The following is a 19,923-nucleotide window of genomic DNA, read 5'->3' on the forward strand; positions in this document are numbered from 1 at the left end:
GTGTTCACGCGGGTGCTCGCGGGGCTGCGTGACGCCCGTGCCTGGCAGGAGGAGTTCTACCGCAATCTGCACCAACACCCGGAGCTGTCACACCAGGAGCGCGAGACCGCTGCGGCCGTGGCCCGGCGGCTGGGTGGCTTCGGCTACGACGTGCACGACGGCATCGGCGGCACCGGCGTCGTCGGGATTCTGCGCAATGGCGACGGCCCGGCCGTGTTGTTGCGGGCCGACATGGATGCGCTGCCCGTCAAGGAAGACACCGGCCTCCCGTATGCCAGCACCGCCACCGCCACCGATGCGGACGGCAACCGGGTATCGGTGATGCACGCCTGCGGCCACGACGTGCACGTGACCTGCCTGCTCGGGGCGGCCGCGCTGCTGGCCGGTGCCCGCGGTGAGTGGAAGGGCACCGTGATCGCCTTGTTCCAGCCCGCCGAGGAGGTCGGTGACGGCGCCCGCGCCATGCTCGACGACGATCTCGCAACGCTGGTCGGCCGTGTCGACGTCGCCCTCGCCCAGCACGTCCTGCCTTTTCCGGCCGGTCGGGTGGGCACACGACCCGGGCCCGTCCTCTCCACCGCGGACAGCATGCGGATCACCGTGTATGGCCGCGGCGGCCACGGCTCGATGCCCCAGGCCACCGTCGATCCGGTGGTGCTCGCCGCCATGATCGTGATCCGGCTGCAGACCGTAGTCTCCCGCGAGGTCGCGCCGACCGATTCGGCCGTGCTGACCATCGGCCGGATCGAGGCGGGAACCAAGAGCAACATCATCGGCGACCACGCCGTGCTGGAGCTGAACCTGCGCGCCTTCAGCGAGCAGACCCGCGGCAGGGTCCTGGATGCGATCCGGCGCATCGTGACCGCCGAATGCCAGGCGTCCGGATCCCCGATGGATCCCGACTTCGAGCTTTTCGATCACTATCCGGCGACGGTCAACGATTCCACGGTCACCGAGCGGGTGCGGGCCGCGTTCGACGATTTCTTCCGCGAGCGATCATGCGAGCTGCCGCTTCAGGCCGCGAGCGAGGACTTCAGCGACATTCCGACGGCGCTGGGGACGCCCTACTGCTATTGGGGTATCGGCGGCGCCGATCCCGACACCTATCACCAGGCGGTGAGCGCGGGTCGCGCCAGCGAGGACATCCCGGTCAACCATTCGCCCGCGTTCGCGCCGGTTATCCAGCCCACCCTCGACACCGGGACCCAGGCGCTGACGGTCGCCGCGCTGGTTTGGCTTGCGCCGTCATAACCGTTGGGCGGCAACCGCATTGGGATCTTCACCGGCCGCGCCGGTCTCAGAGCCGGGTGGTCGGCAACGTCACCTCTTCGTGATCGAGTTCGCGTTCGAGCACCCGAAGGCTCCGATCGGGCAGCATGCCCGCGTCACGCCAGCGCACGAGTTCGTCGCGCTCGGCATCGATGGCCACCCGCCGGATCGCGACGGCCGCCTCGTATTCGGGATAGTTCGGTACGTCGTCGGAATCCGACAGCAGATCGAGCCGACGTTGATACCGCTCGAGCCGGGCGCGCAACTGCCTTCGCACAACGTCGATCGCCCTGGCGTCCGCTTCGCTTTTGTGACCCAGCTCGTCGAGGGTCTCGAGGGCGGCGCGCACGGCGGCCGTGCGCGCCCGATTACGCAGGCGCACTTCGTCCACGGCCTTCGCGTGAACGCCGAGGGCACACACGACCGGCCCGAAAGTGCTGCCCTGCCCGATCAGCGTCACCAGCACGACCACCAACGTGCAGAACAGCAACAGATCCCGGACGGGAAACCGTGCGCCGCTGTCGGTGGCGAAGGGCACGGCGAAGATCGCGGCGAGGCTGACGACGCCTCGGGTGCCGGCCCAGCTCAGTACGAAAATCTCACGGCCACTGAGTCTCTCGGCGTTGCGGTCGCGCCGGGGAGGGGCTTGGGCCGGCTCGTCATGGTCGTCGTCATCGTCGGCGGTCCCCGTGACGTTCCCGAGCCTGGTGTGCAGTGACCGGGGCAGTGACTGCGTGAGCATCAGCCACAGCGGCCGCACCAGCAGCACCGCCGCGGTGGTCACGGTGGTCGCCACGACGATGGTCGACACCGGGTAGCCGCGCAGGCCGTCGAGGATGGCCGGGAACTGCTGACCGATCAGCAGGAAAACGAGGCCCTCGAGGAGGAAGTTGGCCAACCGCCACACGGCCCGGGTCTGCAACCGGCTCGCCCCGGACTCCGACCGCGGCGAGTCGTGCCCGACGACCAACCCGCACACCACAACCGCCAGCACACCCGACGCGTGCACCTTCTCGGCCGCCAGATAGGCCAGGAACGGTGTGGCCAGCGAGATCGCGTTGGCCGTCATCACATCGTGCGGCACCCGCCGCAACAGGCGGCGGCACCAAGCGAACACCAGCCCGATCGCCAGGCCTCCCACGGCGGCCAGGGCGAACTCCCGGATCGCGAACGGGAACGAGAAGTCCGCACCCCTGGCCACGGTGATGGCCACCGACAAGGTGGTGAGGGCCGTCGCGTCGTTGAGCAGCCCCTCACCTTCGATGAGGGTGACGATGTTGAGCGGCAGGCCGACCTTGCGGGCGACCGCGAGCGCGGCCACGGGGTCGGTGGGTGCCACCGCCGCGCCCAGCACCGCACCCGCCGCGAGCGTCGCACCGGTGACCAGCAGGGCGAAGGCGGCGCCGACCGATGCCGCGGTCAGCAGAACGAGGATGACCGACAGGCTGATGACCGTGCGCAAGTTGCGGCGTATCCCGACCAGCGACGACTCCAGCGCCGCGTTGTAGAGCAAAGGCGGCAATATGCAGGTCATCACGATGTCGGGCCGCAGGCCGACATTCGGCCCGGGCAGCAACCCGTAACCGATGCCGACGAGGGTGAGCAGGCCCGCGCTGGGGAGTCCGGTGCGGTCGCTGACCCAGTTCATCACCACGATGGCGCCGACGGCGGCGAGCAGCAATGCCAAAGCCGTCTGCGCCCCCACGGTCCCATTCTGCCGACAATTTGCTGCGGGCGTCGTCGCCGCGCGACGTTGCCGCACTGCTCGACGGCCCTGCTTGGCCGCGGGGCGCCCCGATAGCATGGTCGTCGACCCACCGACCTAGGAGAACCCACGCGATGAGCGCCCCCGCAAACCCGTCCCCAGCAGCCCCGATCCGGGTGCCCGCCGGGACCACCGCCGCGGCCGCGGTGCGGGAGGCGGGGCTGCCGGGCCGCGGGGCGCCCGACGCGATCGTCGTGGTCCGCGACGCGGACGGAAAGCTGCGCGACCTGAGCTGGGTGCCCGACTCCGATACCGAGGTGGTGCCGGTGGCGGCCGACACCGACGAGGGGCGCAGCGTCATCCGGCATTCGGCCGCGCACGTGCTCGCCCAGGCGGTTCAGGGCATGTTCCCGCACGCGAAGCTCGGAATCGGGCCGCCCATCACCGACGGCTTCTACTACGACTTCGACGTGGCCGAGCCGTTCACGCCGGAGGATCTGGCGGCGCTGGAAAAGCGGATGCGCCAGATCGTCAAGGAGGGGCAGCTGTTCGAGCGGCGCGTCTACGAGTCCAAGGACCAGGCACGCTCCGAGTTGGCCAACGAGCCCTACAAGCTGGAACTGGTCGACGACAAGTCCGGCGATCCCGACATCATGGAGGTCGGCGGCGACGAGCTCACCGCCTATGACAACCTCAATCCCCGCAGCCGGGAACGGGTTTGGGGCGACCTGTGCCGGGGGCCGCACATCCCGACCACCAAGCACATCCCGGCGTTCAAGCTGACCCGCAGCTCCGCCGCGTATTGGCGCGGGGACCAGAAGAACGCGAGCCTGCAGCGCATCTACGGCACCGCGTGGGAGTCGCAGGAGGCGCTGGACCGCCACCTCGAGCTGCTCGCCGAAGCCCAGCGGCGCGACCACCGCAAGCTGGGGACCGAGCTGGATCTGTTCAGCTTCCCCGACGAAATCGGTTCGGGGCTGGCGGTTTTCCACCCCAAAGGCGGGGTGGTGCGCAGGGAGCTGGAGGAGTACTCGCGACGCAAGCACATCGAGGCCGGGTACGAATTCGTCAACACCCCGCACATCACCAAGGCGCAGCTGTTCCACACCTCGGGCCACCTGGACTGGTACGCCGACGGGATGTTCCCGCCCATGCACCTCGACGCCGAATTGAACGACGACGGAACGGTGCGCAAGCCCGGGCAGGACTACTACCTCAAGCCGATGAACTGCCCCATGCACACGCTGATCTTCCGGTCCCGGGGCCGGTCGTATCGCGAACTGCCGTTGCGGCTCTTCGAGTTCGGCACCGTCTACCGCTATGAGAAGTCCGGCGTGGTGCACGGGCTGACCCGGGCGCGCGGATTCACCATGGACGACTCGCACATCTTCTGCACGCGCGACCAGTTGCACGGTGAACTGGCGTCGCTGCTGCGGTTCGTGCTCGAGCTGCTCGGCGACTACGGCCTGGAGGACTTCTATCTGGAACTGTCCACCAAGGACCCGGAGAAGTTCGTCGGCTCCGACGAGATGTGGGAGCAGGCCACCAACTCACTGGCGGAGGTGGCGGCCGAGTCGGGCCTGGAACTGGTTCCCGACCCGGGCGGCGCGGCGTTCTACGGCCCGAAGATTTCCGTGCAGGCCCGCGACGCGCTGGGCCGCAGCTGGCAGATGTCGACCATCCAGGTGGATTTCAACTTCCCGGAGCGCTTCGAGCTGGAGTACACGGCCCCGGACGGGACCCGTCAGCGGCCGGTGATGATCCACCGCGCCCTGTTCGGGTCGATCGAGCGGTTCTTCGGCATCCTCACCGAGCACTACGCGGGGGCGTTCCCGGCGTGGCTCGCGCCGGTTCAGGTGGTCGGGATTCCCGTCGCAGACGAACACGTGGCCTACCTGGAAAGCATTGCGGCGCAGCTGAAGTCGCACGGCGTGCGGGTGGAGGTTGACAGCAGCGACGACCGGATGGCCAAGAAGATCGTGCACCACACGGGCCAGAAGGTGCCGTTCATGTTGCTGGCGGGTGACCGCGACGTCCAGGCGAAGGCGGTGAGCTTCCGCTTCGGCGACCGCACGCAGATCAACGGTGTGCCCCGCGAGAGTGCCGTCGACGCCATCGTGGCCTGGATCGCCGAACGCGAGAATGCCGCCCCCACAGCCGAACTGGTGAAGGTGACCGGCGGTGAGTGAGCCCAAGGAACGCGCCGAGGACACCATCCTGGACACCGGCGTCGGCGAGAGTGACCACCTGCAGCGGCTGTGGACGCCCTACCGGATGACCTATCTGGCCGAAGCGCCGATGAAGCGCGACCCCGACTCTTCGGGCAAGACCGAGCAGCCGTTCACCGACATCCCGCAACTCTCCGACGAGGAAGGCCTGGTGGTCGCGCGCGGTGAACTCGTCTACGCGGTCCTCAACCTCTATCCGTACAACCCGGGGCACCTGATGGTGGTGCCGTATCGACGGGTGTCCGAGCTCGAGGACCTCACCGACGAGGAGAGCGCGGAGTTGATGGCCTTCATGCAGAAGGCCATTCGCGTGATCAAGAACGTGTCGCGGCCGCACGGCTTCAACGTCGGCCTCAACCTCGGCACGTCGGCGGGTGGGTCGCTGGCCGAGCACCTGCATGTGCACGTCGTGCCGCGTTGGGGCGGCGACGCGAACTTCATCACCATCATCGGCGGCTCGAAGGTGATCCCTCAGCTGCTGCGCGAAACCCGCCGGCTGCTGGCCGCGGAGTGGGCTAACCAGTCATGAGCAAGGTGCCGTTCCTCTCGCGGGCGGCGTTCGCGCGGCTCACCACGCCGACCGCCAAAGCGTGCCTGCGGATGGGATTGACCCCGGACGTGGTGACGGTGCTGGGCACCGCGGGGTCCGTGGCCGGGGCGCTCGCGCTGTTCCCGATGGGCAAGTTGTTCGCCGGTGCCTGCGTGGTGTGGTTCTTCGTGCTGTTCGACATGCTCGACGGCGCCATGGCCCGCGAGCGCGGTGGCGGCACCCGGTTCGGCGCCGTGCTGGACGCCACCTGCGACCGCGTCAGCGACGGCGCGGTGTTCTGCGGCCTGCTGTGGTGGGTGGCCTTCGGCATGCACGACAAGCCGCTCGCGGTGGCGACCATGATCTGCCTGGTCACCTCGCAGGTCATCTCGTACATCAAGGCGCGGGCCGAGGCCAGCGGGTTGCGCGGAGACGGCGGCATCATCGAACGCCCGGAACGGTTGATCATCGTCCTGGTCGGCGCCGGCGTGGCGGACTTCCCGTTCGTGGCCTGGCCGCCCGCCCTGCCGGTGGCCATGTGGCTGCTGGCGGTGGCGAGCGTGGTGACCTGCGTGCAGCGGCTGCGCACGGTGTGGACCTCGCCCGGAGCGACGGAGCGCATGCCGTGATCCCGGGGATGGGTTTGATCACCGCGCCGCGGCGGCTGGTGTCCGGCACCGCGAGCGATTGGACGTACGCGGCCGGCTGGATGGCCGTGCGGGCGATGCCGGAATTCGCGGCGCGCTCCGTGTTCGAGACCGGGGCGCGTTACGCGGCGCGCCGTGGCGGCCCGGCGCAGCTGCGCAAGAACCTGGCCCGCGTCACCGGCGTCGCGCCGGCAGAGGTGCCCGACGACCTGATGCGGGCGTCGCTGGCCTCCTACGCCCGCTACTGGAGGGAGGCGTTTCGCCTGCCGTCGATGGACCTGCGCGCCCTGTCCGGCGAACTCGATGCCGCGTTCCGGGGGGCCGGCAACCTGGACGCGGCGCTGGCGGCGGGCCGCGGCGCGATCTGCGCGTTGCCGCACAGCGGGAACTGGGACATGGCCGGGGTGTGGTTCACCCAGACCCGCGGCACCTTCATCACCGTCGCGGAGAGACTGGAACCGGAGTCGTTGTACCGGCGTTTCCTCCGCTATCGCGAGAGCCTCGGCTTCGAGGTGCTGCCGCTGTCCGGAGGCGAGCGGCCGCCGTTCGATGTACTGTGCGATCGGCTGCGAGAGAACCAACTGGTCTGCCTGATGGCCGATCGCGACCTCACCCGCACCGGTGTGCAGGTCGACTTCTTCGGCGAGGCCACCCGGATGCCGGCCGGACCGGCGAAGCTGGCGGTCGCGACCGGGGCGGCCTTGCTTCCGGTGCACTGCTGGTTCGACGGCGACGGGTGGGGGTTTCACGTGTTCCCGCCACTGGACTGCAGCAGCGGCGACGTCGGCGCCATCACCCAGGCGCTGGCCGACCGTTTCGCAGCGAACATCGCCGCGCACCCCGAGGACTGGCACATGCTGCAACCGCAGTGGCTGGCCGACCTGTCCGAAGCCAAGCAGGCGCGGCTCAGGGAGACCTGATGCGCATCGGGATGGTCTGCCCCTACTCGTTCGACGTCCCGGGCGGGGTCCAGTCGCACGTCTTGCAGCTGGCGGAGGTGATGCGTCAGCGCGGGCAACAGGTGAGCGTCCTCGCGCCGGCCTCGCCGCACGCGGCCCTGCCGGACTACGTCGTCTCCGCCGGCAAGGCCGTCCCGATTCCCTACAACGGCTCGGTGGCCCGGCTGCGGTTCGGCCCGGCAACCCATCGCAAGGTCAAAAAATGGCTCGCCGAAGGCGATTTCGACGTGCTGCACCTGCACGAGCCCAACGCGCCGAGCCTGTCGATGCTGGCCCTGAACATCGCCGAGGGGCCGATCGTCGCGACGTTCCACACCTCGACCACCAAATCGCTGACCCTGACGGTCTTTCAGGGCATCCTGCGACCGATGCACGAAAAGATCGTCGGCCGGATCGCGGTGTCGGACTTGGCCCGTCGCTGGCAGATGGAGGCGCTGGGCACCGACGCGGTCGAGATCCCCAACGGCGTCGACGTCGACTCCTTCGCCTCGGCGCGTCCGCTGGACGGCTACCCGCGGCCGGGCAAGACGGTGCTGTTCCTGGGGCGCTACGACGAGTCCCGCAAGGGCATGTCGGTCCTGCTCGACGCGCTGCCCGGCGTGGTGCAGCACTTTCCGGACGTCCAGCTGCTCATCGTCGGCCGCGGCGACGAGGCCGAATTGCGCGGGCAGGCGGGCGAATTGGTGAAACACATAAGGTTTCTCGGCCAGGTCGACGACGCCGGGAAGGCGTCGGCGATGCGCAGCGCCGATGTGTACTGCGCGCCCCACGTGGGGGGTGAGAGCTTCGGCATCGTCCTGGTCGAGGCCATGGCCGCGGGCACCGCGGTGGTGGCCAGCGACCTGGACGCCTTCCGCCGGGTGCTGCGCGACGGCGAAGTCGGGTGCCTGGTGCCGGTCGGCGACGGCGCTGCGCTGGCGGACGCCCTCATCTCGGTGCTAGAAAACGATGTGCTGCGCGAACGCTATGTGGCGGCCGGTTCGGCCGCCGTAAAGCGCTACGACTGGTCGGTGGTGGCCAGCCAGATCATGCGCGTCTACGAGACGGTCGCGGCGACCGGCGCCAAAGTTCAGGTGGCGAGCTGATGACGTGCCTCGCCGTCGCCGTCGCGGTATTGGTCGGGCTGCTGGCGGTCCTGGGCGCCTGGGCCTACCAGACGGCCAACCGCCTGGACCGGTTGCACGTCCGCTACGACCTGTCATGGCAGGCGCTCGACGGGGCTCTGGCGCGCCGCGCGGTCGTGGCCCGTGCGGTTGCCATCGACGCCTACGGCGGTGCCTCGGAGGGCAGGCGGTTGGCCGCGCTGGCCGACGCCGCCGAGGCCGCGCCGCGGCAGGAGCGCGAGTCGCGCGAGAACGAGCTCTCGGCCGCGCTGGCGATCGTCGACCCGGCCTCGCTGCCGGCCGGGCTGATCGCCGAGTTGGCCGATGCCGAGGCCCGGGTGCTACTGGCCCGCCGCTTCCACAACGACGCGGTCCGGGACACCCTTGCCCTGCGCGAGCGATTCCTGGTGCGGACCCTTCGTCTCGGCGGGACAGCCGCGCTGCCAAGCTATTTCGAGATCGTCGAGCGTCCCCACGCGCTGGCCCACGGCGACGTCGGCTCCTTCAACGGGGTGGTCAGCCACCGCACGTCGGCGCGCGTGGTGCTGCTCGACGAGACGGGTGCGGTGCTGCTGCTGCGCGGCTCCGATCCGGCGATCGGCCGCGGCAGCGCGCCGAAGTGGTGGATCACCGTCGGCGGGGAGGTGCAGCGGGGTGAGCGGTTGGCCGAGGCGGCCGCCCGCGAGCTGGCCGAAGAGACCGGACTCAGGGCCGCACCGGGAGAGCTGGTGGGCCCGGTCTGGCGGCGCGACGAGGTCTTCGAGTTCAACGGCTCGCTGATCGACAGCGAAGAGTTCTACTTCGTCTACCGCACCCAACGGTTCGAACCGTCCGGTGCGGGCCGAACCGACTTGGAACGCAGCTACATTCACGGCCACCGCTGGTGCGACGCGGCTGACATCGCCCGGCTGGCCGCCGCCGGGGAGACGGTGTATCCGAGGCAGCTGGGCGAGCTGCTCGTCGACGCGGCCGCGCTGGCCGGCGGCCGGGCGCCGGGCCCGCTGGTGTCGATTCGCTGACCCGGCTAGAAGCCGCTCGCCAAGCCGTTGGAGGCCAGCGGGGGGAACCCCAGCACCAGCGGGCTGGCGATTCCGGACGTGACGCCCTGGCCGACGGATCCGGCGATGCTCACCGGGCCGGGCAGAATCCCGGGCGCGTAGTAGCCGAAATCGACGATCGGTTTGATGAACGGCTGCAGCAGATCAGCCACCGGATTGCCGAGGATGGGGACCCACCGGATGGGATCCAGCAGCGGCAACTGCGCGGTCTGCATGAAGTAGAAGCTCATATTGCCGACGTGTTGCTGGATGGCGCCGGCGACCTGCGCTGCGGACACGAAGGGCATCGTGTGGTGCAGGTCGAAGAAGCCGAACAGGGCGTTGAGGTCCGACGGAAGCCACAACCAGTTCGCCGGGAAGTTGGCGATCGCGTCGTATTGCAGCGTGAAGATGGACGTCGCATACGACGTGGTGAGCGGGGTGGCGAAGTGGAACGCGCCGAAGCCCGGAATGAAGTGCGTCAGAATGCCACCCATCGGATTGTTCGGGTCGGCGAGCAGGACGAAGTTCAGCAGATCCTGACTCGGACGTAGGGCGGCAGGCAGGGCCTGCAGGTACCGCATCTCCAGGCTGGCGATCGTCGCGCTCTGCGAATACCCAACGACCACAACGTGATTGCCGGCCGCGGTTTGAGTCAGGATCGCGGAGTTCAGCGTCGCCACGCCCTGATAGACCGACTTGCCGAAGGTCTCGCTGCCGAGCCCGGTGATCGGCCAAAACTGTTCGGGGGTGCGCAAACTCACCAGGGTGTAGTCGGAGTAATTGGTGGCGAGATACGCCTGCTGGATGGACGTCATGTACTTCAGGTCCGGCGACGGATTCCCGGTGCCGCCCATGATCAGCGCGATTTTCTGCGTCCCCGTCGTCGACTGCATGGCGGCGGCGTTGGTGGCTTCCGTTTCGGCGTAGGCGTCCTTCGCGGTGATCAGCGTCTGTACGAACTGGTTGTGGAACAACTCCGCCTGGGCGCTGAACGCCTGGTACTGCTGGGCGTGCGCGTCGAGCATCGTCGCCACGCGCACCGACACCGAATCCGTGGCCGGCGGCAGCACCGACGTCGTCGGTCCGGCCACGGCCGCGTTCGTCGCCTGCAGGGACGAGCCGAGCCCTTGCAACTCGTCGGCGGCCGTCGCCATCGCGTCGGGGTCGGTGATCACGAACGACATGGTCGCTCCGCCTTGCTAACTCAGCGCCGGGCGCGCGGCGATACTTTCGCGCGGTCCGGCGATCGACTGGGTGACGGCGGCCGTCGCCCGCCCGGGAATGCCGGGGGAGGGCAGGTGCGGCGCGGTGGCCGGGCTCGCCGAAATGGGGGTGATCGGGGTGCCGGGAGCCACGGCGGCCGGAGTCGGGACGGTCGCCGGCGCCGCGGCGCCGGCCCAGCTCGACGGCACGGACAGCGCCCCGATCGAGCCGGCCCGGCCCGCGTTCACCGAGACGAGGCGCCCGGCGAGCTGGGCGGCGATGGGGCTGGGGCCGCCGGCGCCCGGACTTGCCGTGGACGCCAGGACCGGATCCATCGCGGGGAGACTGCCGGCGCCGCCCAGCAGCGGATTGGTGCTGGACATCAGCTGGCCCATCACCGTGTTCATCGGTTCCATCGCGAACTGGGCGGGTGTGGAAAGCATCTGCAGCTGCGTCATCGGGTTCATCAGTTGCTGGGTCAGCGACTGGCTGAGCGTCTGGAGGAGTTCCTGGCCGAAGGAGGTGAACGTCGGGGTGGGCAGGCTGGTCAGGGTGAGGGGCGGGCTGCTGAACGGCGTCCACGTCGCCTCGGCCGACTTGATGCTGGCGTCGTAGGCGGTCATCGCGGCCACGTCCTGGGCCCACATCTCGGCGTACTGCGCTTCGGTCGCCGCGATCGCCGCGGTGTTCTGGCCCAGGATGTTGGTCGCGATCAGCGACATCAGCAGCGCCCGGTTGGCCGCAATGACCTCCGGCGGCACCGTCGCGGTGAACGCCACCTCGAACGCCGCGGCCGACAACCGGGTCTGGTTGGCCACCAGCTCGGCCTGCCCCGACGTCGCGGTCAGCCACTGCACGTACGGGGCGGCGGCCGTGGCCATCGTCATCGACGCGGGGCCCTGCCATGGGCCGCCGGTCAGGGTCGAGACCGTCAATTCGAAGGAACTCGCGGCCGACGCCAGCTGGGCGGACAACGCGTCCCAGGCGGCCGCCGCCGCCCACATCGTCCCCGAGCGGGGCCCCGCGTACATCCGCGCCGAATTGATTTCCGGCGGCAACAGCACGTAATCCGGCAACACCCGAGACCTCTTCTCGGCCAACCGCCTCGGCCGGTGGGACCTTGGTTGCCCGCCCAGGGATTCGCACCAGCAGCAGCGGTTGTGCAAATAGCTGACGCAATTTTTAACACAATGTGACGCGCGTCGCAGGCGCTTGGCGTGACTGATGGAAGCGGCGGCAAAACCGGTTTGTTCCCACCACTAGAGTGGAAGCCCGATGGTTCAAGGAGAGCGGGAACTAGTGGAGAGCGGCGGACAGTCCAGCCAGGCCAATCAGACGGGAACGGCGCGGGTCAAACGCGGCATGGCCGAGATGCTCAAGGGCGGCGTCATCATGGACGTCGTCACCCCGGAGCAGGCCCGCATCGCGGAGGCCGCCGGCGCCGTCGCCGTGATGGCGCTCGAACGGGTGCCCGCCGACATCCGCGCCCAGGGCGGGGTGTCGCGGATGAGCGACCCCGACATGATCGAGGGCATCATCGCCGCTGTGACCATCCCGGTGATGGCCAAGGCGCGCATCGGCCACTTCGTCGAGGCGCAGATCCTGCAGAGCCTCGGCGTGGATTACGTCGACGAATCCGAGGTGCTCACCCCCGCGGACTACACCCACCACATCGACAAGTGGAAGTTCACCGTGCCGTTCGTGTGCGGCGCGACCAACCTGGGCGAGGCGCTGCGGCGCATCAGCGAGGGCGCGGCGATGATCCGGTCCAAGGGCGAGGCCGGCACCGGGGACGTCTCCAACGCCACCACACACATGCGGGCCATCGGCGGCGAGATCCGCCGGCTGACCTCGATGTCGGAAGACGAATTGTTCGTCGCCGCAAAGGAATTGCGGGCGCCCTACGAGCTGGTGGTCGAGGTGGCCCGGGCCGGCAAGCTGCCGGTCACCCTGTTCACCGCCGGCGGCATCGCCACGCCGGCCGACGCGGCGATGATGATGCAACTCGGGGCCGAGGGGGTGTTCGTCGGCTCTGGGATCTTCAAGTCCGGGGATCCCGCGCAGCGCGCGGCCGCCATCGTCAAGGCGACCACCTTCTACGACGACCCGGACGTGCTGGCCAAGGTGTCGCGCGGGCTGGGCGAGGCCATGGTGGGCATCAACGTCGAGCAGATCGCGCAGCCCCATCGGCTGGCCGAACGCGGCTGGTAAGCCGGGGGCTGTTGGTGGCGATCGAAGAGATCCTTGATCTGGAGCAACTCGAGGTCAACATCTACCGCGGCCGGGTGTTCAGCCCCGAGTCGGGATATTTCCAGCGCACGTTCGGCGGCCACGTCGCCGGGCAGTCGCTCGTCTCGGCGGTGCGCACCGTAGACCCGCGCTACCAGGTGCACTCGCTGCACGGCTATTTCCTGCGGCCCGGGGACGCCAACGAGCCCACGGTCTTCATCGTGGAACGCACCCGCGACGGCGGTTCGTTCGCCACCCGGCGCGTCAACGCCATTCAGCACGGCGAAATCATCTTCAGCATGGGGGCGTCCTTCCAGACCGACCAGGAGGGCATCCACCACCAGGACGTCATGCCGGCCGCGCCGCCTCCCGACGGGCTGCCCGGCCTGGACTCGATCAAGGTGTTCGACGACGCCGGCTTCAAGCAGTTCGAGGAGTGGGACGTCTGCATCGTGCCGCGCGACCAATTGCAGCTGTTGCCCGGCAAGGCCTCCCAGCAGCAGGTGTGGTTCCGCCACCGCGACCCGCTGCCCGACGACCCGGTGCTGCACATCTGCGCGCTGGCCTACATGAGCGACCTCACCTTGCTGGGATCGGCGCAGGTCAACCACCTCGACGTCCGCGAGCATCTGCAGGTCGCGTCCCTGGACCACGCGATGTGGTTCATGCGGGCGTTCCGGGCCGACGAGTGGCTGCTCTACGACCAGTCGTCTCCGTCGGCCAGCGGGGGGCGCTCGCTGTGCCAAGGCAAGATCTTCACCCAATCCGGTGAGATGGTGGCGGCGGTCATGCAGGAGGGGCTGACTCGCTTCCAGAGCGGGTTTCAGCCGACCGCGCAGTGAACGCGCCGCGCATCGGCGTACTGGCGCTGCAGGGCGACACCCGCGAGCACCTGGCCGCGCTGGGCGAGGCCGGGGCGGATTCGATGCCGGTGCGGCGCCGCGCCGAGCTGGAGAAGGTCGACGGCCTGGTCATTCCCGGCGGGGAGTCCACCACGATGAGCCACCTGCTGCTCGACCTGGACCTGCTCGAACCGCTGCGCGGGCTGCTGGCCGACGGGCTGCCCGCTTACGGCGCGTGCGCGGGCATGATCCTGCTGGCCAGCGAGATCCTGGACGCCGGCGCGGGCGGGCGCGAGGCGCTGCCACTGCGGGCGATCGATATGACCGTGCGGCGCAACGCTTTTGGCCGCCAGGTCGATTCGTTCGAGGGCGACATACCGTTCGCCGGTCTGGACGGCCCGGTGCGCGCGGTGTTCATCCGCGCCCCATGGGTCGAGCGGGCCGGGGAGGGCGTGCAGGTGCTGGCCGAAGCGTCGGGGCACCCGGTCGCGGTGCGGCAGGGCAGAAACCTGGCGACGGCGTTTCACCCCGAGATGACCGGCGATCGCCGCGTCCACCAGCTCTTCGTGGACGTCGTCAACGGGCACGCCTGACGCACCGGGCCGTCGCCGCTATTGCGGGTCGGGTGTGCGCCGAGGGCTCTCAGCGTGCGTCCAGGGTGGGAAATCGGCGGGATTGGCGCCGTGAGCGCACACCCGATGCGGTTCCCCGGGGATGAGGTGGTCCCCAAAAATCGATAGCGCGGGCGATATCACATTCGCGGAGGCGGATATGCCCGGGTTCCTGTGACTGCTGGGGCGGCTGAGCCGCAAGGGCAGCGGCCGGTCGGGCGCGAGCAAGCGTGCACGTAGACTCGTCTGGCGAACTTTCGAACACAGAAGAGGTAAGAGACACCGATGAGCGGCCATTCCAAGTGGGCCACCACCAAGCACCAAAAGGCCGTCAAGGACGCGCGCCGGGGCAAGGAGTTTGCCCGGCTGATCAAGAACATTGAGGTCGCCGCCCGTACCGGCGGCGGGGACCCGGCGGGCAACCCGACGCTGTATGACGCCATCCAGAAGGCGAAGAAGACGTCGGTGCCCAACGACAACATCGAGCGCGCCCGCAAGCGCGGCGCCGGCGAGGAAGCCGGCGGCGCCGACTACCAGACGATCATGTACGAGGGCTATGGGCCCAATGGCGTGGCGGTGCTGATCGAATGCCTGACCGACAACCGGAACCGCGCGGCCGGCGAGGTCCGGGTGGCGGTGACCCGCAACGGCGGCACGATGGCCGACCCCGGCTCGGTGTCCTATCTCTTCACCCGCAAGGGCGTCGTCACGCTGGAGAAGAACGGCCTGACCGAGGACGACCTGCTGGCCGCCGTGCTGGACGCGGGCGCCGAGGACGTCAACGACCTGGGTGAGAGCTTCGAAATCATCTCGGAGCCAACAGATTTGGTCGCCGTGCGGACCGCCCTGCAGGATGCCGGCATCGACTACGAGTCCGCGGAGGCCAGCTTCCAACCTTCGGTCAGCGTGCCGGTGGACGTCGACGGCGCCCGGAAGGTGTTCAAGCTCGTCGACGCCCTGGAGGACAGCGACGACGTGCAGAACGTCTGGACCAACGTCGACTTGTCCGACGAGGTTCTGGCCGCGCTCGACGAGGACTGACCGGCCGGCACAGGTCGTCGCCCTCGGGCCTAGTCGTATCCGTGCCGCATGTCCTCGACGATGCGCGGATTGTCCAGCGTTGACGGGTCCAAAGCGCGTGGGCGGGTGTCGTCGGGGAACACTGTGGCGGCGTCCAGCACGTGCTGATTGAGGTAGCGCAGCGGGGGAGCGTTGGGCGGCACGGTGGGTGCCGGCGGCGTGGACCCGCGGCGCGCCAGCGTGAATCCCCAGTCGCCGAACGTCGGAACATAGACGTGGTACGGCGTCAGGGCATAGCCGGCCGTGCGGATCGACGAGGTGGTGCGCCAGAACGCCGTCTGCGTCGAGAACGGGCTGCCGGCCTGCACGACCATGAGCCCGTCGGCGGCGAGCGCGTGGCCGACCAGCGCGTAGAACTCCGTCGAATAGAGCCGGCCCAAAACCGGGGTGTCCGGGTCGGGAAGGTCGACGATGATCGCGTCGAAACCCCCGGGCGGTACGACGTCCGGGTGCGGCGAGCGCAGCCAGCGCATCGCATCGTCGATCACCACCTTGACGCGCGGGCTGTCCAGCGAGCCGCCGTTGGCCCTGCGCATGGTGGTGCGCGCCAGTTGGATCACCGCGGGGTCGAGCTCGACCTGCACGATCTTGGTGATGCCCGGCTGCCGCAGCAGTTCGCGGGCCACCAACCCGTCGCCGCCGCCGAGCACGAGGACTGATCGGGCGCCTCCCCCCAGGGCGGGGTAGACCAGGCTTTCGGTGTAGCGGTACTCGTCCCGGGTGGAGAACTGCAGGCCGCCGTCCAGGTAGAGCCGCATGTCGTTGCCGCGTTGGGTGACCACGATCTCCTGGTAGGCCGAGTGCTGGTAGGCGATGATCGGGTCGGCGTAGAGCCGTTGTCTGCTCGTCGTCTCGATGTCGGCCGAACGCGCCAGCAGCGTGGCCAGCAGCGCGAGCGCCGCGGCGAGCGCGCACAGCGCCATCGCCAGCTGCCGGGCCGAAACCACCCGGCGCAGAACGAAAATCGCCACGACGGCCGCGGCCAGCAGGTTGACGATGCCGGTGGCCGCCGCGCCGCGGATCATGCCCAGCTGCGGCAGCAGCAGGAACGGCCACACCAGGCCGCCGAGCAGCGCACCGAGATAGTCGGCCGCGTTGAGGTTGGCCAGCGTCCGGCCGGTGTCGGGCGCCTCGCCGCTGCGGCCGCGTTGCAGCATGGTCATCAACAGCGGCACCTCGGCTCCGACCAGCCCACCGATCAGGGCCGTGCCCAGCGCCAGCATCCACATCGACTCGTCGTCGATGAACGCGAACACCGTGTAGAGCGCCGCGGCGGACAGGCCGCCGACGATGCTCAGCAGCACCTCGACCGCGACGAACGCGATCGCCGCGTGCGCCAGGAGCGGCTTGACCACTAGGGCGCCCACGCCGAGCGCGGCGATGTAGCCCGCGACGATCAACGAGGTGGCAACGATGCCGCCGCCGTTCAGGCTCGCCGCCAGCGTCAGCAGAGCGAGTTCGTAGATGATGCCGGACGCCGCGCACGCCGCGACGGCGGCCAGCAGGACGGCCCGCCACCGCCCGGGCAGCGGCGTCGAGGCGACCGACGGCTGTGGCCGGCTCTCCGTCGAGGTCATGAGATGGCGGCGGCGATCACTCCTCCCACGGCCACCAGCATGGTGGCCGTGGCGAAAGCGGCCGGATGCAGCTCGGGCTCGTCGACGTGCTCGCGAAACTTACCGGGCACCGCGATCTGCAGGATCAGCAGCGCCCCGCCCTGCAGCACGACTCCCACCAACCCGTACACCGCCACGCCGACGAGTCCCTGCCCCAGCTGGCTGTAGCTGCTGGCGATGGCGCTGATGATGACGATGGCCAGCGCGATGTACATGGCCGAGGCGAGGACGACGGCGTTCGGGCGCTTGTCGATGAACACCAGTTGACGCAGGTTGCCGGGGGTGAGGACGTCCACCATCAGGAAGCCGGCGATCAGGACGACGACGCCGACCGCGAAGTACAGGACGACGGCGACCACGCCCTGGGTGATCGTGCCGAGGTTGGTGGATCCGAAATCGATCGCGAGGTACATGGTTTGTCTCCTTTGCGTTTCCGGCTAGAGGTCACTTGGTTCCGCCCGGGCCACCCGGGCTGCCGCCGGCGCCGCCCGAGGGGGAGCCGGGCGTGAAGCCGGGGCCCAAAAAGATGAAGGCGCCGTGGCTGTATCCGGCGTTCAGGCTTTCCAGGCGGATGCTGCACGGGTGGTTGCCGTCGGGGCCGACGGTCACGATGTTGTTGCTGTAGCGCAGGTATTCGTTGTCGCCGTTGGCGGCGCGCGCCTCGGGGGCCTGATGCTCGGCGAGCGTGTCGGCCACGTCGTCGGCGGAGCCGCTGCATTCGTAGCGCGTCCCGTTAGCGTCGTGGGCGTACTCGTGATAGTGGCCGGCGATGTAGGAGGCAATGTTCTTCTGCGACAAGATGATTCCGAAGACCAGGCAGACGATGGCGGCGACGGCGAGCACGCCGGCTATCACGAACAGACGGTTGCGGCTCACGGGTGCCACCGGCTGGTCGTGTGGACCACCTGTCCGCCGGACCCGACCAGGCTGCGCGGGTACAGGTGCCAGGTCCGCCAACGCCAGCCCGCGGCGTCGGGTTCGGCGGCCAGGGCGGTGAGCGCGGCGTCGTCTCCGGGGAAAGAGCCGCCGAGCCAACCCTTTTCGCGCGCGCATCGGTCACGAAGGTCGCGCGCCAGGCGGCGGAAGGCGCCCTCGTCATAGGTGTCGGTGCGCGACTCCAGGGAGTAGCCGGGCGCGGCCGTGCGTTCCGGCAGGTCGACGCCCAGGCCGCGCGCCGTGCACGAAACCTCTTCGGAGAAGCGGCCCGTGGCGTGCTCGACCGTGACGACGTGCGACGCGCCGAGGACCCCGAGCAGCAGCGCACCGCCGTCGGGGTGGTGCAGCAGGCTGGTCGCCAGCGGTGGCGGCGCGGGCGCGTTGAGCGCGAGTCCGAGCTTCTGTCCGGACACGTCCGAAGGAGTTACGGCGAGCTGATGAAGCGGCACCGGCGCGTTCCTAGGAGGACGGGGGCGGGGGCGCCGGATACACGGTCAGCTCGCCGGTCAGCACCGGTTTGCCGGTCGCGACCTCCCACGGCATGCCCGGCGCCCAGCGCTCGAACGAGAGCAGTAGGGACTCATCGGAGTTGGCGCAGTCGATGAACTCCATCTCGCCGCCCGCAGGCAGCCCGGTGGTGCCCTCGGTGGTGAACGAGGCGCGTCCGCGTTCGGATTCGTGAAACGTCACCCCGTCGACGACGTACTGGCCGCCCGGCTGCAGCGTGAGGTCCTTGCGGCTGACCCACATCGCCAGCTCGAGGCGTCCGTCGTCCTCCTCGACGCTGAACCAGATCGGCTGGTCGCCGCCCTCCAGCAGGTGCTCCCACCACACGAAGGGGCCCTCGCGGTAGGTCACCGATCCGCGCACGACGTAGTCGACGCCGCCGTAGCTGACGATCGCGCCGGGGCCGAGTTGCCGCGGACCGAATTCCGGCATCGCGTTGAACGAGAGCGGATCCTGGCGGCCGCGTGGGGGACTCGGTTGCTTGGGGCGTCGCAAAGCGATGACGAGTACGACGATGGACGCGATGAACAGCACGATCGCGATAACGACCAGCAGTGATCCCACGCGAGCCCTTCCGTTGCCACCTGTCTTGAGCGAACGTGGGGTAAAGCTAACAGCTTTTCCGCGAGTTCGGCGCTGTAACGTCGCGCGCCGGAATCGGCGGTACCGCCGCGTGTCCTCCGCGGAGCCGTCGGTCCCGGCCGCTAGGGTATCGAACAGCTGTTCTACAGGTGGGAGCGGGCAATGCGCGTGATGGGCGTCGACCCCGGGCTGACCCGATGCGGGCTGTCGGTGGTCGAAAGCGGGCGCGGACGAAACGTGGTCGCGCTGGACGTGGACGTGGTGCGGACCCCGTCGGACGCGCCGCTGGCCGAGAGGCTGCTGGCCATCAGCGATGCCGTCGAGCACTGGCTGGCCACCCACCAACCGGACGTCGTCGCCATCGAGCGGGTGTTCTCCCAGCTGAACGTGTCGACGGTGATGGGCACCGCGCAGGCCGGCGGGGTGATCGCGCTGGCGGCGGCCAAGCGCGGCATCGACGTGCACTTCCACACGCCGAGCGAGGTCAAGGCCGCGGTCACGGGCAACGGTGCCGCGGACAAGGCCCAGGTGACCGCGATGGTCACGAAAATCCTTGCGCTGCAAGCGAAGCCGACTCCCGCGGACGCCGCGGACGCGCTGGCGTTGGCCATCTGCCACTGCTGGCGGGCGCCGATGCTGGCCCGGATGGCCGCGGCCGAAGCGCTGGCCGCGCAACAGCGGCACGTGTACCTGGCCAAGCTGAAGGCCGCGCGATGATCGCCTCGGTGCGCGGTGAGGTGCTCGAGGTGGCGCTCGACCACGCGGTGATCGAGGCCGCCGGCGTCGGCTACCGGGTCAACGCGACGCCGTCGACGCTGGCGACGCTGCGCTCCGGGA

The 19,923-nt window shown here is 69.3% G+C and carries 21 protein-coding genes; 13 read left to right on the forward strand and 8 right to left on the reverse strand.

Going from position 1 to position 19,923, the window contains the following annotated elements:
* The first annotated feature begins 12 nt into the window (after positions 1 to 12).
* Complete coding sequence (locus tag A5701_RS09580) at positions 13 to 1,251, forward strand: amidohydrolase (RefSeq protein ID WP_197499168.1); 1,239 nt, start codon at positions 13 to 15, stop codon at positions 1,249 to 1,251.
* A 46-nt stretch (positions 1,252 to 1,297) separates the two neighbouring features.
* On the opposite strand, the gene A5701_RS09585 is transcribed toward A5701_RS09580, so the two are convergent.
* Positions 1,298 to 3,073 (reverse strand): sodium:proton antiporter, encoded by a 1,776-nt coding sequence (locus A5701_RS09585; RefSeq protein ID WP_067751726.1) that lies wholly within the window; start codon positions 3,071 to 3,073, stop codon positions 1,298 to 1,300.
* Positions 3,074 to 3,108: 35 nt separating this feature from the next.
* Here A5701_RS09585 and thrS point away from each other — a divergent pair, with 35 nt between their 5' ends.
* The 6 genes from thrS to A5701_RS09615 are packed head-to-tail and all read left to right on the forward strand — an operon-like array spanning position 3,109 to position 9,459.
* Positions 3,109 to 5,163 (forward strand): threonine--tRNA ligase, encoded by a 2,055-nt coding sequence (gene thrS / locus A5701_RS09590; RefSeq protein WP_067751729.1) that lies wholly within the window; start codon positions 3,109 to 3,111, stop codon positions 5,161 to 5,163.
* Positions 5,156 to 5,731, forward strand: coding sequence for an HIT domain-containing protein (locus tag A5701_RS09595; RefSeq protein WP_067751732.1), 576 nt, complete (start codon positions 5,156 to 5,158; stop codon positions 5,729 to 5,731). Before thrS ends, A5701_RS09595 begins: the two co-directional genes overlap by 8 nt.
* On the forward strand, positions 5,728 to 6,360 hold the full coding sequence (pgsA, locus tag A5701_RS09600; RefSeq protein WP_067751736.1) for a phosphatidylinositol phosphate synthase: 633 nt from the start codon (positions 5,728 to 5,730) through the stop codon (positions 6,358 to 6,360). The genes A5701_RS09595 and pgsA overlap by 4 nt, the downstream gene beginning before the upstream one ends.
* 8 nt (positions 6,361 to 6,368) lie before the next feature.
* The gene (locus A5701_RS09605) at positions 6,369 to 7,298 is read left to right on the forward strand and encodes a phosphatidylinositol mannoside acyltransferase (protein WP_067751792.1); all 930 of its coding nucleotides are present in this window, start codon (positions 6,369 to 6,371) and stop codon (positions 7,296 to 7,298) included.
* A complete protein-coding gene (locus A5701_RS09610) occupies positions 7,298 to 8,422 on the forward strand; it encodes a glycosyltransferase family 4 protein (protein WP_067751739.1) in 1,125 nt (374 codons plus the stop codon). Before A5701_RS09605 ends, A5701_RS09610 begins: the two co-directional genes overlap by 1 nt.
* Positions 8,422 to 9,459, forward strand: coding sequence for an NUDIX domain-containing protein (locus tag A5701_RS09615; RefSeq protein ID WP_067751742.1), 1,038 nt, complete (start codon positions 8,422 to 8,424; stop codon positions 9,457 to 9,459). The genes A5701_RS09610 and A5701_RS09615 overlap by 1 nt, the downstream gene beginning before the upstream one ends.
* Before the next feature lie 5 nt (positions 9,460 to 9,464).
* Here A5701_RS09615 and A5701_RS09620 read toward each other — a convergent pair whose 3' ends face one another.
* Together A5701_RS09620 and A5701_RS09625 are read right to left on the reverse strand one after the other, a co-directional pair.
* Positions 9,465 to 10,664 (reverse strand): PE-PPE domain-containing protein, encoded by a 1,200-nt coding sequence (locus A5701_RS09620; protein ID WP_067751745.1) that lies wholly within the window; start codon positions 10,662 to 10,664, stop codon positions 9,465 to 9,467.
* A gap of 15 nt (positions 10,665 to 10,679) precedes the next feature.
* On the reverse strand, positions 10,680 to 11,762 hold the full coding sequence (locus A5701_RS09625; RefSeq protein WP_082950104.1) for a PPE family protein: 1,083 nt from the start codon (positions 11,760 to 11,762) through the stop codon (positions 10,680 to 10,682).
* A 220-nt stretch (positions 11,763 to 11,982) separates the two neighbouring features.
* On the opposite strand from A5701_RS09625, the gene pdxS reads away from it, so the two are divergent.
* The 4 genes from pdxS to A5701_RS09650 all read left to right on the forward strand — a co-directional run bounded on the left by pdxS (position 11,983) and on the right by A5701_RS09650 (position 15,406).
* Entirely contained in the window at positions 11,983 to 12,894 is a 912-nt protein-coding gene (gene pdxS, locus A5701_RS09635; protein WP_156670025.1) for a pyridoxal 5'-phosphate synthase lyase subunit PdxS, read from the forward strand.
* Positions 12,895 to 12,908: 14 nt separating this feature from the next.
* A complete protein-coding gene (gene tesB, locus A5701_RS09640; RefSeq protein ID WP_067751795.1) occupies positions 12,909 to 13,754 on the forward strand; it encodes an acyl-CoA thioesterase II in 846 nt (281 codons plus the stop codon).
* Positions 13,751 to 14,347 (forward strand): pyridoxal 5'-phosphate synthase glutaminase subunit PdxT, encoded by a 597-nt coding sequence (pdxT, locus tag A5701_RS09645; protein ID WP_067751755.1) that lies wholly within the window; start codon positions 13,751 to 13,753, stop codon positions 14,345 to 14,347. Before tesB ends, pdxT begins: the two co-directional genes overlap by 4 nt.
* Before the next feature lie 303 nt (positions 14,348 to 14,650).
* A complete protein-coding gene (locus tag A5701_RS09650; RefSeq protein ID WP_067751758.1) occupies positions 14,651 to 15,406 on the forward strand; it encodes a YebC/PmpR family DNA-binding transcriptional regulator in 756 nt (251 codons plus the stop codon).
* A 29-nt stretch (positions 15,407 to 15,435) separates the two neighbouring features.
* Here A5701_RS09650 and A5701_RS09655 read toward each other — a convergent pair whose 3' ends face one another.
* Genes A5701_RS09655 through A5701_RS09675 form a run of 5 tightly spaced genes read right to left on the reverse strand, consistent with a single transcriptional unit; the run spans position 15,436 to position 19,068 of the window.
* Positions 15,436 to 17,022, reverse strand: coding sequence for a polyamine aminopropyltransferase (locus A5701_RS09655; RefSeq protein ID WP_067751761.1), 1,587 nt, complete (start codon positions 17,020 to 17,022; stop codon positions 15,436 to 15,438).
* A complete protein-coding gene (locus A5701_RS09660) occupies positions 17,019 to 17,474 on the reverse strand; it encodes a DUF350 domain-containing protein (RefSeq protein WP_067751764.1) in 456 nt (151 codons plus the stop codon). The genes A5701_RS09655 and A5701_RS09660 overlap by 4 nt, the downstream gene beginning before the upstream one ends.
* Positions 17,475 to 17,505: 31 nt before the next feature.
* On the reverse strand, positions 17,506 to 17,937 hold the full coding sequence (locus A5701_RS09665) for a DUF4247 domain-containing protein (RefSeq protein ID WP_067751798.1): 432 nt from the start codon (positions 17,935 to 17,937) through the stop codon (positions 17,506 to 17,508).
* Positions 17,934 to 18,446, reverse strand: a complete 513-nt coding sequence (locus A5701_RS09670) for a DUF2617 family protein (RefSeq protein WP_067751766.1) — start codon at positions 18,444 to 18,446, stop codon at positions 17,934 to 17,936. Before A5701_RS09670 ends, A5701_RS09665 begins: the two co-directional genes overlap by 4 nt.
* Before the next feature lie 10 nt (positions 18,447 to 18,456).
* Positions 18,457 to 19,068 carry a DUF4178 domain-containing protein gene (locus A5701_RS09675; protein WP_067751769.1) on the reverse strand — a complete coding sequence of 204 codons (612 nt, stop codon included), beginning with the start codon at positions 19,066 to 19,068 and terminating at the stop codon, positions 18,457 to 18,459.
* A 180-nt stretch (positions 19,069 to 19,248) separates the two neighbouring features.
* Between A5701_RS09675 and ruvC the strand changes: the two genes are divergently transcribed.
* Both ruvC and A5701_RS09685 read left to right on the forward strand, forming a co-directional pair.
* Positions 19,249 to 19,803: a crossover junction endodeoxyribonuclease RuvC gene (gene ruvC / locus A5701_RS09680; RefSeq protein ID WP_067751772.1), complete on the forward strand. Its 555-nt coding sequence runs from the start codon at positions 19,249 to 19,251 to the stop codon at positions 19,801 to 19,803.
* A partial coding sequence (locus A5701_RS09685) for an OB-fold domain-containing protein (protein WP_304528222.1) occupies positions 19,800 to 19,923 on the forward strand: 124 nt, incomplete at its 3' end. The genes ruvC and A5701_RS09685, both read left to right, overlap by 4 nt.

The sequence above is a fragment of the Mycobacterium sp. E3305 genome (assembly GCF_001666785.1).
GTDB lineage: Bacteria > Actinomycetota > Actinomycetes > Mycobacteriales > Mycobacteriaceae > Mycobacterium.